This is a genomic window from Propionivibrio sp. (genome assembly GCF_029255185.1).
GTDB lineage: Bacteria > Pseudomonadota > Gammaproteobacteria > Burkholderiales > Rhodocyclaceae > Propionivibrio.
Genome location: NZ_JAPUVO010000088.1, coordinates 24,664 through 40,016, shown reverse-complemented (window position 1 = coordinate 40,016; position 15,353 = coordinate 24,664). Strand labels below are relative to the sequence as shown.

Sequence of the window (15,353 nt, the reverse complement as noted above, 5' to 3'; positions counted from 1 at the left end):
TAATGACCGAACTGCAAATTGGATTGATTGGCTTGGGAGCCACCGCCGTTGTTGCTGTGCTGGCCTATAACAAATGGCAGGAATACCGGCACAGCAAGTTTGCGGAACAACTGTTGAACGTACGGCACGCCGATGTTTTGCTCGACGAAATGGAACCCGCCTTGGCACCGGCAGTCGACGCGCAAGCGAACACGACTATGGCGGCAACCATCGTTTCACCGCCACTGGTCGCTCATGCCAGAGGCATGATGGCTCCCTTCAGTGAACGTATCGAGCCCGTGTTTAGCGTTGATCAGCCGCCGCAGGAGCCTGACCTTCTTCCGGCGATGCGGGCTGCTGCGCCCGAACCGCTTGTTGTTCCTGCTGCGCAGCCGACCGTTAGCACGCCTGGGATGCGCCTCCCTGACGAAGCAAAGGATAGTGTCGAGCCGCTTCATTTGCTTTCTCCACTGATCGATTATGTCGCTGCGTTTGAAGCCGTAGAGCCGGCACCGTCCTTCCACATCCTCGAAGCGCAGCGCGCCGCCCTGGCGCGCATCCGCAAACCCGTGCACTGGATTGCTTATAACGAGCTTGCTCGCGAGTGGGAACCAATCATCGATGATGACCGGAGTGAATACCGCCGCTTCCGGGTCGGCCTGCAATTGGTAGACCGTCGGGGCCCGCTGGGCGACAACGATCTGTCGGTTTTTCACATTGCCATGCAGGATCTGGCTGATGAGCTGATGGCCATTGCCGATCTGCCAACACGTCAACCGGCGCTGGATAAGGCAGCGAAACTCGACGCTTTTTGTGCCAGTGTCGACATCCAGATCGGTATCAATGTGATCAGTCAGGCACAGGTTTTTCCCGGAACCAAGCTGCGCGCGCTGGCCGAGGCGGCGGGCATGGTGATTGATGCCGATGGACGTTTTGTGCGCTGTGATGACGACGGCAACGTGCTTTACGTGCTGATCAACCAGGAAGTGTCAGGTTTTTCAGTTGATTCAATGAAGACCATGAGTACCCACGGCATCACCTTCCTGCTTGATGTGCCGCGCGTTGCTCACGGCGAACGGGTGTTCAACCAGATGGTCGATCTGGCGCGACGTTTCGCCGATGTCTTGCGCGGCGCATTGGTTGATGACAATCGGCGTCCGCTTTCCGAAGGTGCGCTGGAGCCGATCCGGCGTCAGGTCGGGCAGTATCAGTTGATGATGGCGGCACAAGGCCTGCCGGCTGGCGGCCCGCTGACGCGGCGCCTGTTTTCCTGAGCCTGGATTTTTGCGCATGAGCGATGGCGAACGTGTCCTTCAATTGCGGACCCAGATCGAGAGGCATAATCATCGCTATTACGTCCTCGATGCGCCGCTGATTGCCGACGCTGACTACGATTCCCTGTTTCGCGAATTGCAGGCGCTTGAAGCGGCGCATCCTGAACTGGTCAGCGTTGATTCGCCAACGCAACGGGTCGGTGCCGCACCTCTGCCCGAGTTTAAGTCACTGGCCCATCGCACGCCGATGCTTTCGCTGAACAACGCTTTTACTGACGACGAGATACGGGCCTTTGACCGTCGGGTCAGGGAAGGGCTGGGGATGGTTGGCGAGGTGGCCTATTCGGCGGAACCCAAGTTCGATGGCCTGGCCGTCGCGCTGACCTATGAAGAAGGCATTTTTACCTGCGGTGCGACGCGCGGTGACGGCAGTACTGGCGAGGACGTTACGCTCAATCTGCGCACTGTCGGCAACCTGCCGTTACGGCTGCAGGGCAATCGCTGGCCGCGCCTGCTGGAAGTGCGCGGCGAGGTGCTGATGTTGCGCAGCGATTTTGATCGCCTCAACGCCCGCCAGCGAGACCAAGGCGAGAAGGAATTCGTCAATCCGCGCAACGCCGCTGCCGGCAGCCTACGCCAGCTCGATTCGCGTATTACCGCCAGGCGTTCGCTGCGTTTTTTTGCCTATGGGATTGGCGCGCTTGATCGGGGCGAAGGGGCCGTTCTGCCGCCTACTCATTCGGCGCTGCTCGACCAACTGGCTGGCTGGGGTTTCCCTGTCGCGGCAGAGCGGCGCTGCGTTTGCGGTGTTACGGGGCTGCTTGACTATTACGCCAGCGTCGGTGCCCAGCGGGCAACGCTGCCCTACGCTATTGATGGCGTGGTCTATAAGCTCGATGATCTGGCCGGGCAGGAGCGTCTCGGTTTTGTTTCGCGGGCGCCGCGTTTTGCCATCGCGCACAAGTTCCCGGCCGAGGAAGCGAGCACCCAGGTGCTGGCGATCGATGTTCAGCTTGGCCGTACCGGCGCGCTGACGCCCGTGGCCAGGCTGGCGCCGGTTTTCGTCGGTGGCGTGACGGTGACCAATGCCACCTTGCACAACGAGGACGAGGTACGGCGTAAGGATGTTCGTGTTGGTGACACCGTCATTGTGCGGCGGGCTGGCGATGTGATTCCGGAAGTGCTTCGGGTACTGCCCGAGCAGCGACCGCTATTGGCGACCGAGTTCATTATGCCGAAGTCCTGTCCGGTCTGCGGGTCGAAGGTGGTGCGCGCCGAGGATGAAGCGGTGGCGCGTTGCAGCGGCGGCCTGTTTTGTCCGGCACAGCGCAAGCAGGCGCTGATCCACTTTGCCTCGCGTCGAGCCATGGATATCGAGGGGTTGGGTGATAAGCTCGTCGAACAACTGGTCGATCACGCTATCGTGCAAACCCCCGCCGATCTTTACAAAATGGGGCTGCTGGCCCTGGTCAGTCTCGAACGCATGGCTGAAAAATCGGCCAGCAATCTGCTCGCCGCCATCGAGAAAAGCAAGCAGACGACATTGGCGCGCTTCATTTATGCGTTGGGCATTCGAAATGTCGGCGAAACAACCGCCCGCGATTTGGCGCGTCACTTTGGCACCCTTGACCGGGTTCTCGCAGCTGATGAAAACCAGTTGTTGCAGGTCAATGATATCGGCCCGGTGGTGGCGCAGTGTCTGCGCCAATTCTGCGCTGAGCCGCATAATCTTGAGGTCATCGCGCAACTGCGTGCGGCGGGTGTCACTTGGAGCGAAAGTGAAGTTCTGCTGTCTGCCGCTGGAGCTCTTGCCGGCAAGGTGTTCGTACTCACCGGAACGCTGCCGTCGCTGGCGCGGGAGGATGCCAAAGCCTTGATCGAAGCGGCCGGTGGCAAGGTCAGCGGATCGGTTTCGAAGAAGACGGATTTTGTTCTTGCCGGAGCGGAAGCGGGTTCCAAGCTTGAAAAAGCGCAGGAATTGGGCGTGACGGTGATCAATGAGGCACAATTGCAAACCCTGTTAGCGCATGAGACTCCAGTCCAATGAAAAAAGTAACTAAAGCAGTGTTCCCGGTTGCCGGTCTCGGTACACGCTTTCTGCCGGCCACCAAGGCCAGTCCGAAGGAAATGATGCCGATCGTTGACAAGCCACTGATTCAATACGCGGTTGAGGAAGCGGTTGCGGCCGGCATCAGCGAAATGGTTTTTGTTACTGGACGCACGAAGCGGGCCATCGAGGATCATTTTGACAAGGCCTATGAACTCGAAAGTGAGCTGGCACTCAAGAACAAGACCGAAATGCTTAGGTTTGTCCAGAATCTTTTACCAAGACACATCAACTGCATCTATATCCGCCAGTCGGAAGCCCTTGGCCTCGGTCACGCCGTGCTTTGCGCCAGGCCGGTGATCGGTGACGAGCCTTTTGCCGTATTGTTGGCCGATGATCTGCTCGACGGCGATCCGCCCGTCATGAAGCAGATGACCGATATTTACGACGACTACCGCTGCTCGGTGCTGGGTGTTCTGGATGTGCCGCGTGCCGAGACCGGGAGCTATGGCATCGTCAAGTCGAGCTTTGTCGCCGATCGCGTCGAACGCATCGACGCAATCGTCGAAAAGCCGACTCCCGACCTTGCGCCGTCGACTCTGGCGGTGGTCGGTCGCTACATTCTGACGCCACGTATTTTTCACCATCTGGAGAATGTCAAACAGGGTTCCGGCGGCGAGATTCAGCTTACCGACGGCATCGCCTCGCTGCTTCTCGAAGAACAGGTTCTTGCCTATCGCTATCAGGGAGCGCGCTTTGACTGTGGTTCCAAGCTGGGCTACCTGCAAGCAACCGTAGATTTTGGTCGGCGCCATCCGGAAGTCGGCGCCGCGTTTTCAAACTATCTAACTAAGCTGAAATGAGCATGACAGAAACTCAGCGGGCGAAGGATCTTCTCGCTGCGGCAGATTTGATTCACTCGGCAGAGACGGTCGCAGCGGCAGTTGGCCGGGTCGCCGGCGAAATCAGCGAGAAGCTGGGCGACACCCATCCCTTGCTGCTGTGCGTCATGAGCGGAGGCGTTCCTTTTGCCGGACAGCTGATGACACAGTTGCATTTCCCGCTCGATTTCGACTACATGCACGTTACCCGCTACGGTCAGGATACCGCCGGTGGGGCACTGTCTTGGCGTTCGGCGCCGTGGACCCCGGTCAAGGGGCGAACAGTTCTTGTTCTTGATGATATTCTCGATGAAGGCTTGACCTTGGCCGCCATTGTCGAGCGCATGATGCAACTTGGGGCCAAAGCCTGTTACACCGCCGTAGCGACTGACAAGTTGAACGGCAAGGATAAACCGATAAAGGCCGATTTTGTCGCGCTGAACGTACCTGATCGTTTTGTTTTCGGTTATGGCATGGACGTTCGCGGCCAGTGGCGAAATCTCCCGGCAATCTACGCCATGAAGGAGGAATGAGATGCTGGCAGTTATTGGCGGCAGTGGTCTGTCGCAACTGGCCAATCTTGATGTGTCACATCGCGAGGTGCTGCGTACTCCGTATGGCGAGCCATCAGGTGCCGTGACTTTTGGCCAGATTTGTGGTCGTCCGGTCGCTTTTCTGGCCCGTCATGGTTATGGTCACACGATCCCGCCGCATGAGGTTAACTACCGGGCAAATGTCTGGGCGCTGTGTAAGCGAGGCGCCGTTGGTATCATTTCGGTGGCTTCGGTCGGCTGCATCAGGGCTGATCTGAAGCCCGGTGATCTGGTTATTCCGCACCAGATCATCGACTATACCTGGGGACGAAAATCCACCTACCACGAAGGGCCGGAGGGCACACTTGCACATATCGATTTCACCGAGCCCTATGATCGTGCCTTGCGTGAGCAACTGATCCTGGCGGCCGATGCTATAGGCATACCGGTGAGCAAGGCCGCCGTTTACGCCACGACGCAGGGGCCGCGTCTTGAAACCGCAGCCGAGATCAACCGTTTTGAACGCGATGGTGCTGACGTGGTGGGCATGACGGGAATGCCTGAGGCTGCCTTGGCGCGTGAATTGGCGGTGCCCTATGCGGCCATCAGTGTGGTGGCCAATTACGCGGCAGGCCGGGCAGACAGTCTCGAAGGCATCAGTTTTGAATCGATTCAGGGGGTCTTGCACGAGTCAATGGGGCAGGTGCGTTTGCTCATCGAGAAAATGGTCGATCGTGGCGATTAGACCGGTCCTCAAGATGGGCGATCCGCGCCTCTTTGAACTGGCGCGACCGGTTGGCGCTTTCAATACGCCCGAACTGCACGCGTTAATCGCTGATATGGAAGAAACAATGCATCGCCTCGACGGCGCCGGTCTTGCTGCGCCACAGATCGGTGTTGGTCTGCGCGTGGTCATTTTCGGTTTTGACGACAATTCGCGCTATCCGGACGCTGACAGTATCCCCTACACCGTATTGATTAATCCCGTGCTGACGCCGCTTTCGGAGGTGGTCGAGGAAGATTGGGAAGGCTGTCTTTCGCTGCCTGGACTGCGTGGTTCGGTGCCGCGCTGGCGCCATCTGCACTACGTCGGTTTTGACCCTCTCGGACAGCCGATCGAACGCTCGGTCGAGGGGTTTCATGCCCGGGTTGTGCAGCACGAGTGTGACCATCTCGATGGCATCTTATACCCGATGCGAATCAAGGATTTTACACGTTTCGGATTTGTCGACGCCTTGTCATCCGAGGCCGACGATCTGCCCGCAGACTGAATCGCATCAACACTTCAATTGATCGAGCAGTTCCGTTTCCAGCTTGATGCGGCCTGCACTATTGCCCAGATCACCACCGCTGATCAGAAAGGTGTCCTCAACCCGTTCACCGAGGGTGACGATTTTTGCGGTGTGCAGATTGGCGCCATGTCCCGCCAGTGCCATGGCAACGGTATAAAGCAGGCCGGGACGATCGGATGCGCTGACCGAGAGGACGAAGAGGTCGCCCTTTTCATCTGGCTGGATGGTCACCTGTGGCTGGATCGGGAAGTGCTTGACCTGTCTCGAGATACGTCCGCCAGCAGGCGCTTCGGGTGGAGTCTGATGAGACAGCCGGCCGGTCAGTTCGTGTTCGACATAGCTGATCATGCTGCGGTCGCTGTCACGGCTACTCTCGCGGCCACTGACATCGAGCAGCATGAAGCTGTCGAGGGCATATCCATGGCGCGTTGTGTGAATTTTGGCATCCATGATGCTGTAACCGGCCCGGCTGAAGAAGCCGACCAGTCGGGCAAACAGATAGCGCTGGTCGAGCGTGTAGGCCATCACTTCAATTCCGTCACCGTGTGGGTTGATGCGGGCCTTGACGACTGGTTTCTGGCTGTCGATTCGGTAGTGCAGCGCGCGTGTGTGCCAGGCGATTTCTTCTGCTGAATGACGCAGGAAGTAAACGGTATCGAGCTGATTCCACAAGCTTTCATGTGCTGTTTCCGGAATCGCAAAATAGCGCAGTAAACGCAGGGCTTCTTCTTGCCGCTCCTGAATAATGCCTTGTGTTACGGGCACCTGGCCATCGGAAAGCAGGAGGCGGTGGGTCTGCTTGAATAGTTGTTCGAGCAACTGGCCTTTCCAGCTATTCCAGACCTTCGGGCTGGTGCCGCGAATATCGGCGACAGAAAACAGGTAGAGGGCAGTCAAGTGGCGTTCGTCGCCAACTGTCGCGGCAAAAGCGCCAAGCACATCCGGGTTGGAAATGTCCTGTTTCTGCGCGACGTTCGACATCAGCAGGTGATTGCGTACGAGCCAGACAACCAGCTCGACATCTTCGTTGCACAGACCATGACTGGCACAAAACTCCCGGGCATCGACCGCCCCAAGCTCGGAGTGACCGCCGCCACGTCCTTTGGCGATATCGTGAAACAGGGCAGCAATATAAAGCAGCCACGGTCGATCGAAGCCACAGATCAACTGGCTGCAGAAAGGATATTCGTGTCCAAATTCACTTTCGGAGAATCGGCGCAGGTTGCCCAGTACTTTTAGGGTGTGCTGGTCAACAGTGTAGGCGTGGAACAGGTCGTGTTGCATCTGACCAACGATGGCGCCGAATGTGGGCAGGTAGCGGCCGAGGATGTCAAATTGGTTCATGCGCCGCAGTTCGTGCAATACACCTTTCGCTTGCTTGAAGATGTCGACGAAACGCGCCTTGTTTTCCGGGTTCTGACGAAAATTATCGTCGATTAGGCGACGTGCCCGCCACAGCGCGCGAATCGTTCGTGCTGTCATGCCTTTCAGCTCGGAGTGCTGCTGCATGAGCAGAAAGGCTTCGAGAATTGCACCTGGTGTTTCCTGGAAAACATTTTCATGGACGACGTCAAGCAACTGATGCGTATTCTGGAAACGCTCATTGATTCCCTGCGGCGTTTGTTCCGGCGGCGGGAAAATTGCGGCGCCCATGTTTTGCAGCAGGATGGTATTAAGCTGGGTCACCGTTTTTGCGGTCTGGAAGTACTCCTGCATCAACTGTTCGCTGGCGCGCCGGGTGAGCGTTGTCGTATAACCGAGCTGTTCAGCGATTGCGGTTTGGTAGTCAAACAGGAGGCGATCTTCACGGCGACCGACATGCAGGTGTAATTGGATTCGCAAACGCTGTAAAAACAGTTCGCGCCGCTCCAGCCCCTGTTCTTCCTGATGGGTTATGAAGCCGTGACGTTCCAGATCCTGCCAATTGTTGCCGTAGCCTGCCGCCTGCGCGATCCACAGGATGCTTTGCAGGTCGCGCAGGCCGCCTGGACTTTCCTTGCAGTTCGGTTCGAGACTGTAGGGCGATTCCTGAAAACGCAGATAACGCTCGTCCTGCTCCATCCGTTTGGCGTGGAAAAAAGCTTGCGGATCGAGAATGTTCTTGAATTCTGAAGTGAATCTTGCGAAAAGCGCGTTGTTACCGATGAGCTGGCGGGCTTCGACCAATGCCGTCTGAACCGTCAGATCGTTTGCCGCTTCTTCGAGGCACTCTTCGACGGTGCGTACGCTATGGCCGATTTCCAGTCCGATATCCCAGAACACCCCGACCAGTTGTTCAAGCAGTTCAGCAAGTGCCTCATCCGGACGCTCCGGAAGCAGCAGCAGCAAATCAACATCAGATGCTGGCCACAACTGGCCGCGCCCATAGCCACCGACCGCCACCAGGGCAAGCGAATCTGGAAGCTTCAATTCGGTCCACAATGTGCGCAGAACGTCGTCAATCAGTTGGCTTCGTTCCTGGAGTAGGCGGACCGCATCACCTCCAGCGAGATAGCGCTCTCGAATGGTGGCCTGAGCGGACTGAAGACGCGATTTGTAACGGGTTAGAAGGCTGATTCGCTCGGCGGAACCAAGTTTCATAAGGACTAGCCGATCCATTCCGGAGGCTTGCGCGTGCCGTCGGAGAGGGTCAGGACCTCAAATCCCGTGTCGGTGACCAGGATGGTGTGTTCCCATTGCGCTGACAGACTATGGTCCTTGGTAACAATCGTCCAGCCGTCAGCTAGTTCACGGATCGCCGCCTTGCCGGCGTTGATCATTGGCTCAATAGTGAAAATCATGTTGGCTTTCAGCTCGATACCGGTGCCGGCCTTGCCGTAGTGCACGACCTGAGGATCTTCGTGGAAACGGGCACCGATGCCATGGCCGCAAAATTCACGAACCACCGAGAAACCGGATTTTTCAGCATAGCTTTGTATGGCCTGTCCAATGTCACCGAGATGAGCGCCGGCCCTGACCTGTGCGATGCCGAGCCAGAGGCATTCAAAAGTAACTTCACATAGCCGTTTGGCTTGAATCGAAATCTCGCCGACATGAAACATGCGACTGGTATCACCGTGATAGCCTTCCTTAATGGTGGTGATGTCAAGGTTGACAATGTCACCGTTCTTCAACTGCTTGTCGCCTGGAACTCCGTGACAGACCTGGTGGTTGACCGAGGCGCAGATTGATTTCGGATAGGGTTTGTAACCGGGGGGAGCGTAGTTGAGCGGGGCCGGGATGCAGCCCTGAACATCAACCATATAGTCGTGGCATAGCTTGTCCACCTCGCCGGTGGTGACCCCCGGTTTGATGAACGGCGTAATGAAATCGAGCACTTCGGCCGCCAGACGGCCAGCGACCCGCATTTTTTCGATTTCGTCAGGAGATTTGAGTGTGATGCTCATTTTTCGTCGGAGCCGGGCAGGTTGAGTGAGGTCGCGAAGGATAAGGTAAGACGCGTAGCAAGGCAATTAAGGCAATTTGGCGCTTGAAAGGTTCAGGTATGCGGGAATCGGCCGCTCTCCGTTCTCCCATTGACTTGTCTCTGGCTATAGAATGCGGATGGTTATGGTGTATTCTGGCGTCTCTGGACAGAAATAAACATGCAGTCAGTTTTTTGGAGCGTTTCCAGATGTTTGAGTACGCCATGGTCATGGTCAAAAATGCAAAAAGCCTCGCAAGTAGCAAAACCTGCGGGGCTTTAAATTGCTTGGCTCCTCGACCTGGGCTCGAACCAGGGACCTACGGATTAACAGTCCGGCGCTCTACCAACTGAGCTATCGAGGAACAACGAAGCGCGCATTCTAGTCACTCACGAATCTTTCGTCAAGGCAAATGGATCACGATCTCATCTATACCAAAACAGCCGCCGGTGAAGGGGCAATGCTTCAGCGGACACGGGTCATGCAGAGAAATGTGCGCATGGTTCTGATTCTTGTCGACAGCCATTCAACAGTGGCCGATTTATGCCTGAAAACAGGCAATCCACAGCTTACTGAAAACGCTTTGCGCGAGCTCGAAAAAGGGGGCTTCATCGAGCCTCAGGGCGAACCGGATTCCCTGTGGGCCGAAAGTAAAAAGGTTGCCCAGGAAGTGCGGGCCGCGGCGATCCTCAATAAGAAGAAACCCCCGATTGCCCCCGCAGTAACCAAGGATATTGTGGAGTCATCAGTACCCGAGATTCCGATGGTTAGCCATTCGGTTATTAAGACTCCACCATCAAACGACTCACCAAAACCATTATTCTCCGTTGCTTCAATGCAATCTGAGAAAGTGTCTGTTCCTCAGCCACCTCGGGTCTTTGCCGAAGAAGGGGCGAAAAAATTCACTGAGCAGCAATCAGAACTTCCCAAGGCGTCAAAGCCCTCGTTCGTTCAACGCGTCAAGGCGTTTTTCCAAAGACCAGGCTGGAGCGAATCAGAGCCGATTTTTGTTGAAAGCCTCAGGCCGGTTCCGCTTGCTGAAGGTCGGCGTGAAGAAGAATTAAAACGTTTGTTTGTTGAGCGCGTTAAGGCGCTTCACCCGAGCGCGCGCGAAGAGGCTTTCTTGCTCAAGCCAATACGGCGTGGTCAGGATGATTCGATGGGCTGGCCGGTGATTGTCATTTTGAGCATTGCCGGTGTGCTTGCTCTGGCGTTTTTGGTCGTTCTTTTCTTTCCCTACGATAGCTATTTGCCTAAGGTTGAAGTTGCTTTTGCCAGCGCCAGTGGCCGTCCTGTACACGTGGGGAGCATGCGGGTAAATGTCTATCCCAAACCGGCTTTACTTCTCGGCGATGTGCGCATCGGTTCGGAAAAAAATGCAATACGCATCACTGAAATTCGTCTGCAACCAGTGCTAGACACACTGTTCTCCGCGAAAATTGTTTTTCGCGAGGTGGTCGTGAGTGGCGTGTCGCTTCCTGCTGAAATGATTGCCGGTCTGCCCAGTGTTTTTGTTGCATTGTCCAGTCCCACAGCCAGAGCCGGTATGCATCACCTCAGCCTTGAAAAAGCAGAAGTTTCATTCGGGGGGCTTGGTATTTCCGGCATGAATGGCGAGGCCAAGCAGTCTGCTGACGGTCAGTTTCAATCCTTATTGCTGCGCTCTGCAGATCACAGCCTGAGCCTTGTGGCCACTCCTCTGGAGCAAGGGCTGGATGTTGTTTTGGAAGGCCTCGGCTGGCGACCTACTCCAGGTTCTCCTTTTCTTTTTGATTCGGTTAATCTGAAAGGGACTTTCGAGCATGAGGCGTTCACGATAAAGAGCATGGAGTTACGCCTCTTTGAGGGAGTGATAGAAGGTGATGCTGTTCTACGCGCTGATAATAAGCCGAGCATCACTGGCGATATATTATTCAAACGGGTTAATGCCACTCGGTTTGCTGACGCGTTGGGGCTCGGACAACAATTCTTCGGAGAAACCGCTGGAAAAATGCGGTTTTTGACAACATCCGATTCGTGGGCATCGATTTTTTCAGCGATTGATGCCGACGGTGAGTTCACCGTGCAGCGAGGAGGTATTCGCGGAATTGACCTGGCCGAGGCGGCGCGGAGCGTTTCTAAAACTCCAGTACAGGGGGGCTCAACGCAATTTGAAAATCTGTCGGGGAAAATCAAGCTGACGCCAACGGGCTATAAGTTTTCAGGACTGGTCTTGAATTCAGGGCTGATGCAATCGACGGGGTTTATCGATGTTGGCAATGAGCTCAATGTAAGTGGCAAGATGGAACTGAAAATGCGGGGTACAGCGAATCAGACGCGCGTCACCATTTCCATTAGCGGGCCGCTTAAGTCGCCTACCCTTCAGGTCGGTGGAGGCGGATAGCTAAAGAATGGCGGCGATGGCGTCGGCTACGTAGTCGATGTTCTTTGTATTCAACGCGGCCAGACAAATGCGGCCGGTACTGACGGCATAAATCCCGTATTCCTTCTGCATGCGCGCAACCTGCTCAGCGGAAAGGCCGGTGTAGGAAAACATGCCGCGCTGCTTGATGACGAAGGAAAAGTCTCGGGCTGTACTCCTGACCTTCAATTTTTCAACCAGGCTGCTGCGCATGGCACGGATTCGCAAGCGCATGCCGGCCAGGTCGTCTTCCCACATCTGGCGCAGCTCAGGATTCGATAATACTGCGGCGACTACTGCACCCCCATGGTTCGGCGGGTTGGAATAATTGGCCCGGATGACGCGCTTGATTTGCGACATGACCCGTGCTGACTCATCTTTTGCTGCGGTAACAACCGACAGTGCGCCAACGCGTTCGCCGTAAAGCGAAAAAGACTTGGAAAATGAACTCGAGAGGAAGAATTGCAGGCCAGATGCGGCAAATAGATTAAGTGCCAGCGCATCTTCAGCGATGCTATCAGCAAACCCCTGATAGGCCATATCGACAAAAGCCACCAGTCCGCGCGCGCTGATGGTTTCAATGGTTTCGCGCCACTGGGCTTCGCTCAGGTCGGCGCCGGTCGGGTTATGGCAGCAGGCGTGCAGCACGATGATCGCCCCGGCAGGCAGGGTGTTCAGCTTGGCTTTCATTCCGTCGAAATTCACGCCACGGGTCGCGGCGTCGTAGTAGGGGTAGGACTCGACCGTGAAGCCGGATGATTCGAAAATGGCGCGGTGGTTTTCCCAGCTCGGATCGCTGATATAGACCGTGCTATCCGGCAGCAGGCGCTTGAGGTAGTCGGAGCCGACCTTGAGCGCACCGGTACCGCCCAGGGTTTGAGCAGTGACCACGCGGCCCTCGGCAAGCAAGGCAGAATCTTTGCCGAAAAGCAAGGTTTGCACGGCCTGATTGTAGGCAGCCAGGCCGTCGATCGGCAGGTAACCGCGCGCCGGCAGGCTTTCAATACGTGTTTTTTCGGCGACCTTGACGGCGCTGAGCAGCGGAATCTTGCCGTTATCGTCGAAATAGACACCGACACCGAGGTTAACCTTGGTGGCGCGTGAGTCAAGGTTGAATGATTCGTTCAGTCCGAGAATTGGATCGCGAGGAGCCATCTCAACAGCGGCGAAAATTGAGGGGGTCATGGTCAAGGCACTCTGTTCCGGTCAGCGTGGCACAACTTGCTTGGCAGCGATTAAATTTGCGTCACATGTTAATCAATGGATAGGATTTTCTTCTGGTGCGCCAATTGTGCGCGAAGCGGTGATCAGTACAAAATCCACGTAGAATTCTATCATGCCGAACTCACTAAAATCTCCCGAAAATACCCCGTTTATTACCTTTGAGGGCAGCCCTTTCCGCCTGCACCAGCCCTTCCGGCCCGCCGGTGATCAACCGGAGGCGATCGCCAGTCTGGTCGAGGGGCTTGAAGATGGCTTGTCCTTCCAGACCCTGCTGGGGGTCACGGGGTCGGGAAAAACCTACACCATGGCCAACGTCATTGCCCGTACTGGACGTCCGGCACTGGTGCTGGCGCCGAACAAGACGCTGGCCGCGCAGCTTTATTCAGAGTTTCGCGAGTTTTTTCCGGAAAACGCCGTCGAGTATTTCGTTTCCTATTACGACTACTATCAGCCCGAAGCCTACGTTCCGGCGCGTGACCTGTTTATCGAGAAAGATTCATCGATCAATGAGCACATTGAGCAGATGCGGCTTTCGGCGACCAAGAGTCTGCTCGAACGACGTGATTGCGTGATTGTCGCAACAGTTTCCTGCATCTATGGTATCGGCGACCGTGACGAGTATCACAAGATGATTCTCACCATGCGTGTCGGTGACCGTATGGGACAGCGCGAGGTCATCAAACGCCTCTCCGAAATGCAATACGAACGCAACGAGATTGACTTTCATCGTGGTACATTCCGCGTTCGTGGTGACATCATCGACATTTTTCCCGCCGAACATGCTGAGCACGCCATAAGACTTTCGCTGTTCGACGACGAGATTGAAAACTTGCAGTTGTTCGACCCGTTGACCGGGCATCTGCAGACCAGGCTGGCTCGCTTTACCGTTTTCCCCTCGTCGCATTACGTTACCCCGCGGGCCACCGTGCTGCGTGCCCTGGAGGCGATCAAGGCCGAGTTGCGGGAGCGCATTGAGTTCTTCAACAAGGAGAATCGTTTGGTCGAAGCGCAGCGCATCGAACAGCGGACCCGTTTCGATCTGGAGATGCTGGACCAAGTGGGGTTCTGCAAAGGCATCGAAAACTACTCGCGCTACCTGTCCGGCCGCCAGGCGGGCGAGCCGCCGCCAACGCTGATTGATTACCTGTCGGCAGATGCCTTGATGTTCATCGACGAATCGCACGTCACTATTCCGCAAGTCGGCGCGATGTTCAAAGGCGACCGTTCACGCAAGGAAAATCTGGTCAATTACGGATTCCGCCTACCCTCTGCGCTGGATAACCGCCCGCTGAAATTCGAAGAATATGAGGCTTTGCTGCGGCAGACCATTTTTGTTTCGGCGACTCCGTCCGAATATGAAAGAGCACACCAGGGACAGGTCGTTGAGCAGCTCGTTCGCCCGACGGGCTTGATCGATCCAGTTATCATCGTTCGCCCGGCGAACACTCAGATTGACGATCTGCTGTCCGAAATCAGGTTACGGGTGGGGCAGGATGAGCGGATTCTGGTGACGACGTTGACCAAGCGGATGTCCGAAGAATTGACCGATTATCTCGGCGAGAACGGGATTCGCGTGCGTTATCTGCACTCGGATATTGATACTGTAGAACGCGTTGAAATTATTCGCGATTTGCGTCTAGGCGAGTTTGACGTGCTCGTTGGCATTAATTTGTTGCGCGAAGGACTCGATATTCCCGAAGTTTCGCTGGTTGCGATTCTTGATGCCGACAAGGAAGGTTTTTTACGTTCCGAACGCTCGCTGATCCAAACCATCGGTCGCGCGGCTCGTCACCTCAACGGTACGGCCATTCTGTACGCCGATCGCGTTACCGAGTCGATGCGGCGCGCCATCAGCGAAACCGAACGAAGACGTAAAAAACAGATTCGTTACAATGACGAGCATGGCATCATCCCGAAAGGGGTAACCAAGCGTATCAAAGACATTATTGACGGAGTCTATGATTCCGGGAGTGCTCACCGTGAGCTTAAGGTCGCTCAACAGCAGGCACACTATGAGGCCATGGGCGAGAAGCAATTGACTCGTGAACTAAAGCGTCTGGAAAAAGAAATGACCAATTACGCGAGAAATCTTGAGTTTGAAAAAGCGGCCGCAGCGCGCGACGAGTTATTCCGTATAAAGGCACAATTGTTTGGTGCTGCAGTGCACGACAGCGATGTTTGAACTGAGTTAATGCCAGATTGTCTTCGGCTTGTGAATATTCCTTTGTATTCAGAAAGAAGGCAATATTCAGTCGGTGGCCAAGCGCTTCGAGTATATTGTGTAAATGCACGTTTTACACGGCCTCGAATGAGCTTAG

General features: G+C 55.8%; 11 protein-coding genes and 1 tRNA gene. 8 read left to right on the top strand and 4 right to left on the bottom strand.

What is annotated here, in order from left to right; all coding sequences use genetic code 11:
* Window positions 1-2: 2 nt before the first annotated feature.
* The 6 genes from Q1J43_RS06370 to Q1J43_RS06345 are packed head-to-tail and all read left to right on the top strand — an operon-like array spanning window position 3 to window position 5,985.
* A complete protein-coding gene (locus tag Q1J43_RS06370; protein ID WP_301101574.1) occupies window positions 3-1,253 on the top strand; it encodes a cell division protein ZipA C-terminal FtsZ-binding domain-containing protein in 1,251 nt (416 codons plus the stop codon).
* A gap of 16 nt (window positions 1,254-1,269) precedes the next feature.
* Entirely contained in the window at window positions 1,270-3,300 is a 2,031-nt protein-coding gene (ligA, locus tag Q1J43_RS06365) for an NAD-dependent DNA ligase LigA (protein ID WP_301101573.1), read from the top strand.
* A complete protein-coding gene (galU, locus tag Q1J43_RS06360) occupies window positions 3,297-4,163 on the top strand; it encodes a UTP--glucose-1-phosphate uridylyltransferase GalU (protein ID WP_301101572.1) in 867 nt (288 codons plus the stop codon). Before ligA ends, galU begins: the two co-directional genes overlap by 4 nt.
* Before the next feature lie 2 nt (window positions 4,164-4,165).
* Window positions 4,166-4,714, top strand: coding sequence for a hypoxanthine-guanine phosphoribosyltransferase (locus Q1J43_RS06355; protein ID WP_301101571.1), 549 nt, complete (start codon window positions 4,166-4,168; stop codon window positions 4,712-4,714).
* 1 nt (window position 4,715) lies between these two features.
* Window positions 4,716-5,459 carry an S-methyl-5'-thioinosine phosphorylase gene (locus Q1J43_RS06350; RefSeq protein WP_301101570.1) on the top strand — a complete coding sequence of 248 codons (744 nt, stop codon included), beginning with the start codon at window positions 4,716-4,718 and terminating at the stop codon, window positions 5,457-5,459.
* A 13-nt stretch (window positions 5,460-5,472) separates the two neighbouring features.
* The gene (locus tag Q1J43_RS06345; protein ID WP_366141853.1) at window positions 5,473-5,985 is read left to right on the top strand and encodes a peptide deformylase; all 513 of its coding nucleotides are present in this window, start codon (window positions 5,473-5,475) and stop codon (window positions 5,983-5,985) included.
* A 6-nt stretch (window positions 5,986-5,991) separates the two neighbouring features.
* On the opposite strand, the gene Q1J43_RS06340 is transcribed toward Q1J43_RS06345, so the two are convergent.
* The 3 genes from Q1J43_RS06340 to Q1J43_RS06330 all read right to left on the bottom strand — a co-directional run bounded on the left by Q1J43_RS06340 (window position 5,992) and on the right by Q1J43_RS06330 (window position 9,774).
* A complete protein-coding gene (locus Q1J43_RS06340; RefSeq protein WP_301101568.1) occupies window positions 5,992-8,586 on the bottom strand; it encodes a [protein-PII] uridylyltransferase in 2,595 nt (864 codons plus the stop codon).
* Between the two features lie 5 nt (window positions 8,587-8,591).
* Window positions 8,592-9,392 carry a type I methionyl aminopeptidase gene (map, locus tag Q1J43_RS06335; RefSeq protein WP_301101566.1) on the bottom strand — a complete coding sequence of 267 codons (801 nt, stop codon included), beginning with the start codon at window positions 9,390-9,392 and terminating at the stop codon, window positions 8,592-8,594.
* Window positions 9,393-9,698: 306 nt separating this feature from the next.
* Window positions 9,699-9,774 (bottom strand) — tRNA-Asn (locus Q1J43_RS06330).
* Window positions 9,775-9,822: 48 nt separating this feature from the next.
* Here Q1J43_RS06330 and Q1J43_RS06325 point away from each other — a divergent pair.
* Window positions 9,823-11,793, top strand: a complete 1,971-nt coding sequence (locus Q1J43_RS06325) for an AsmA-like C-terminal region-containing protein (RefSeq protein ID WP_301101565.1) — start codon at window positions 9,823-9,825, stop codon at window positions 11,791-11,793.
* On the opposite strand, the gene Q1J43_RS06320 is transcribed toward Q1J43_RS06325, so the two are convergent.
* Window positions 11,794-12,996, bottom strand: a complete 1,203-nt coding sequence (locus tag Q1J43_RS06320) for an amino acid aminotransferase (RefSeq protein ID WP_301101564.1) — start codon at window positions 12,994-12,996, stop codon at window positions 11,794-11,796.
* Between the two features lie 151 nt (window positions 12,997-13,147).
* Here Q1J43_RS06320 and uvrB point away from each other — a divergent pair, with 151 nt between their 5' ends.
* On the top strand, window positions 13,148-15,217 hold the full coding sequence (gene uvrB, locus Q1J43_RS06315; RefSeq protein ID WP_301101563.1) for an excinuclease ABC subunit UvrB: 2,070 nt from the start codon (window positions 13,148-13,150) through the stop codon (window positions 15,215-15,217).
* Window positions 15,218-15,353: the final 136 nt, after the last annotated feature.

What these genes read in the sequence shown, in the direction of transcription:
- Q1J43_RS06370 (WP_301101574.1), top strand. Translation starts at nt 3, where the DNA reads ATGACCGAACTGCAAATTGGATTGATTGGCTTGGGAGCCACCGCCGTT.
- ligA (WP_301101573.1), top strand. Translation starts at nt 1,270, where the DNA reads ATGAGCGATGGCGAACGTGTCCTTCAATTGCGGACCCAGATCGAGAGG.
- galU (WP_301101572.1), top strand. Translation starts at nt 3,297, where the DNA reads ATGAAAAAAGTAACTAAAGCAGTGTTCCCGGTTGCCGGTCTCGGTACA.
- Q1J43_RS06355 (WP_301101571.1), top strand. Translation starts at nt 4,166, where the DNA reads ATGACAGAAACTCAGCGGGCGAAGGATCTTCTCGCTGCGGCAGATTTG.
- Q1J43_RS06350 (WP_301101570.1), top strand. Translation starts at nt 4,716, where the DNA reads ATGCTGGCAGTTATTGGCGGCAGTGGTCTGTCGCAACTGGCCAATCTT.
- Q1J43_RS06345 (WP_366141853.1), top strand. Translation starts at nt 5,473, where the DNA reads ATGGGCGATCCGCGCCTCTTTGAACTGGCGCGACCGGTTGGCGCTTTC.
- Q1J43_RS06340 (WP_301101568.1), bottom strand. Translation starts at nt 8,586, where the DNA reads ATGAAACTTGGTTCCGCCGAGCGAATCAGCCTTCTAACCCGTTACAAA.
- map (WP_301101566.1), bottom strand. Translation starts at nt 9,392, where the DNA reads ATGAGCATCACACTCAAATCTCCTGACGAAATCGAAAAAATGCGGGTC.
- Q1J43_RS06325 (WP_301101565.1), top strand. Translation starts at nt 9,823, where the DNA reads ATGGATCACGATCTCATCTATACCAAAACAGCCGCCGGTGAAGGGGCA.
- Q1J43_RS06320 (WP_301101564.1), bottom strand. Translation starts at nt 12,996, where the DNA reads ATGACCCCCTCAATTTTCGCCGCTGTTGAGATGGCTCCTCGCGATCCA.
- uvrB (WP_301101563.1), top strand. Translation starts at nt 13,148, where the DNA reads ATGCCGAACTCACTAAAATCTCCCGAAAATACCCCGTTTATTACCTTT.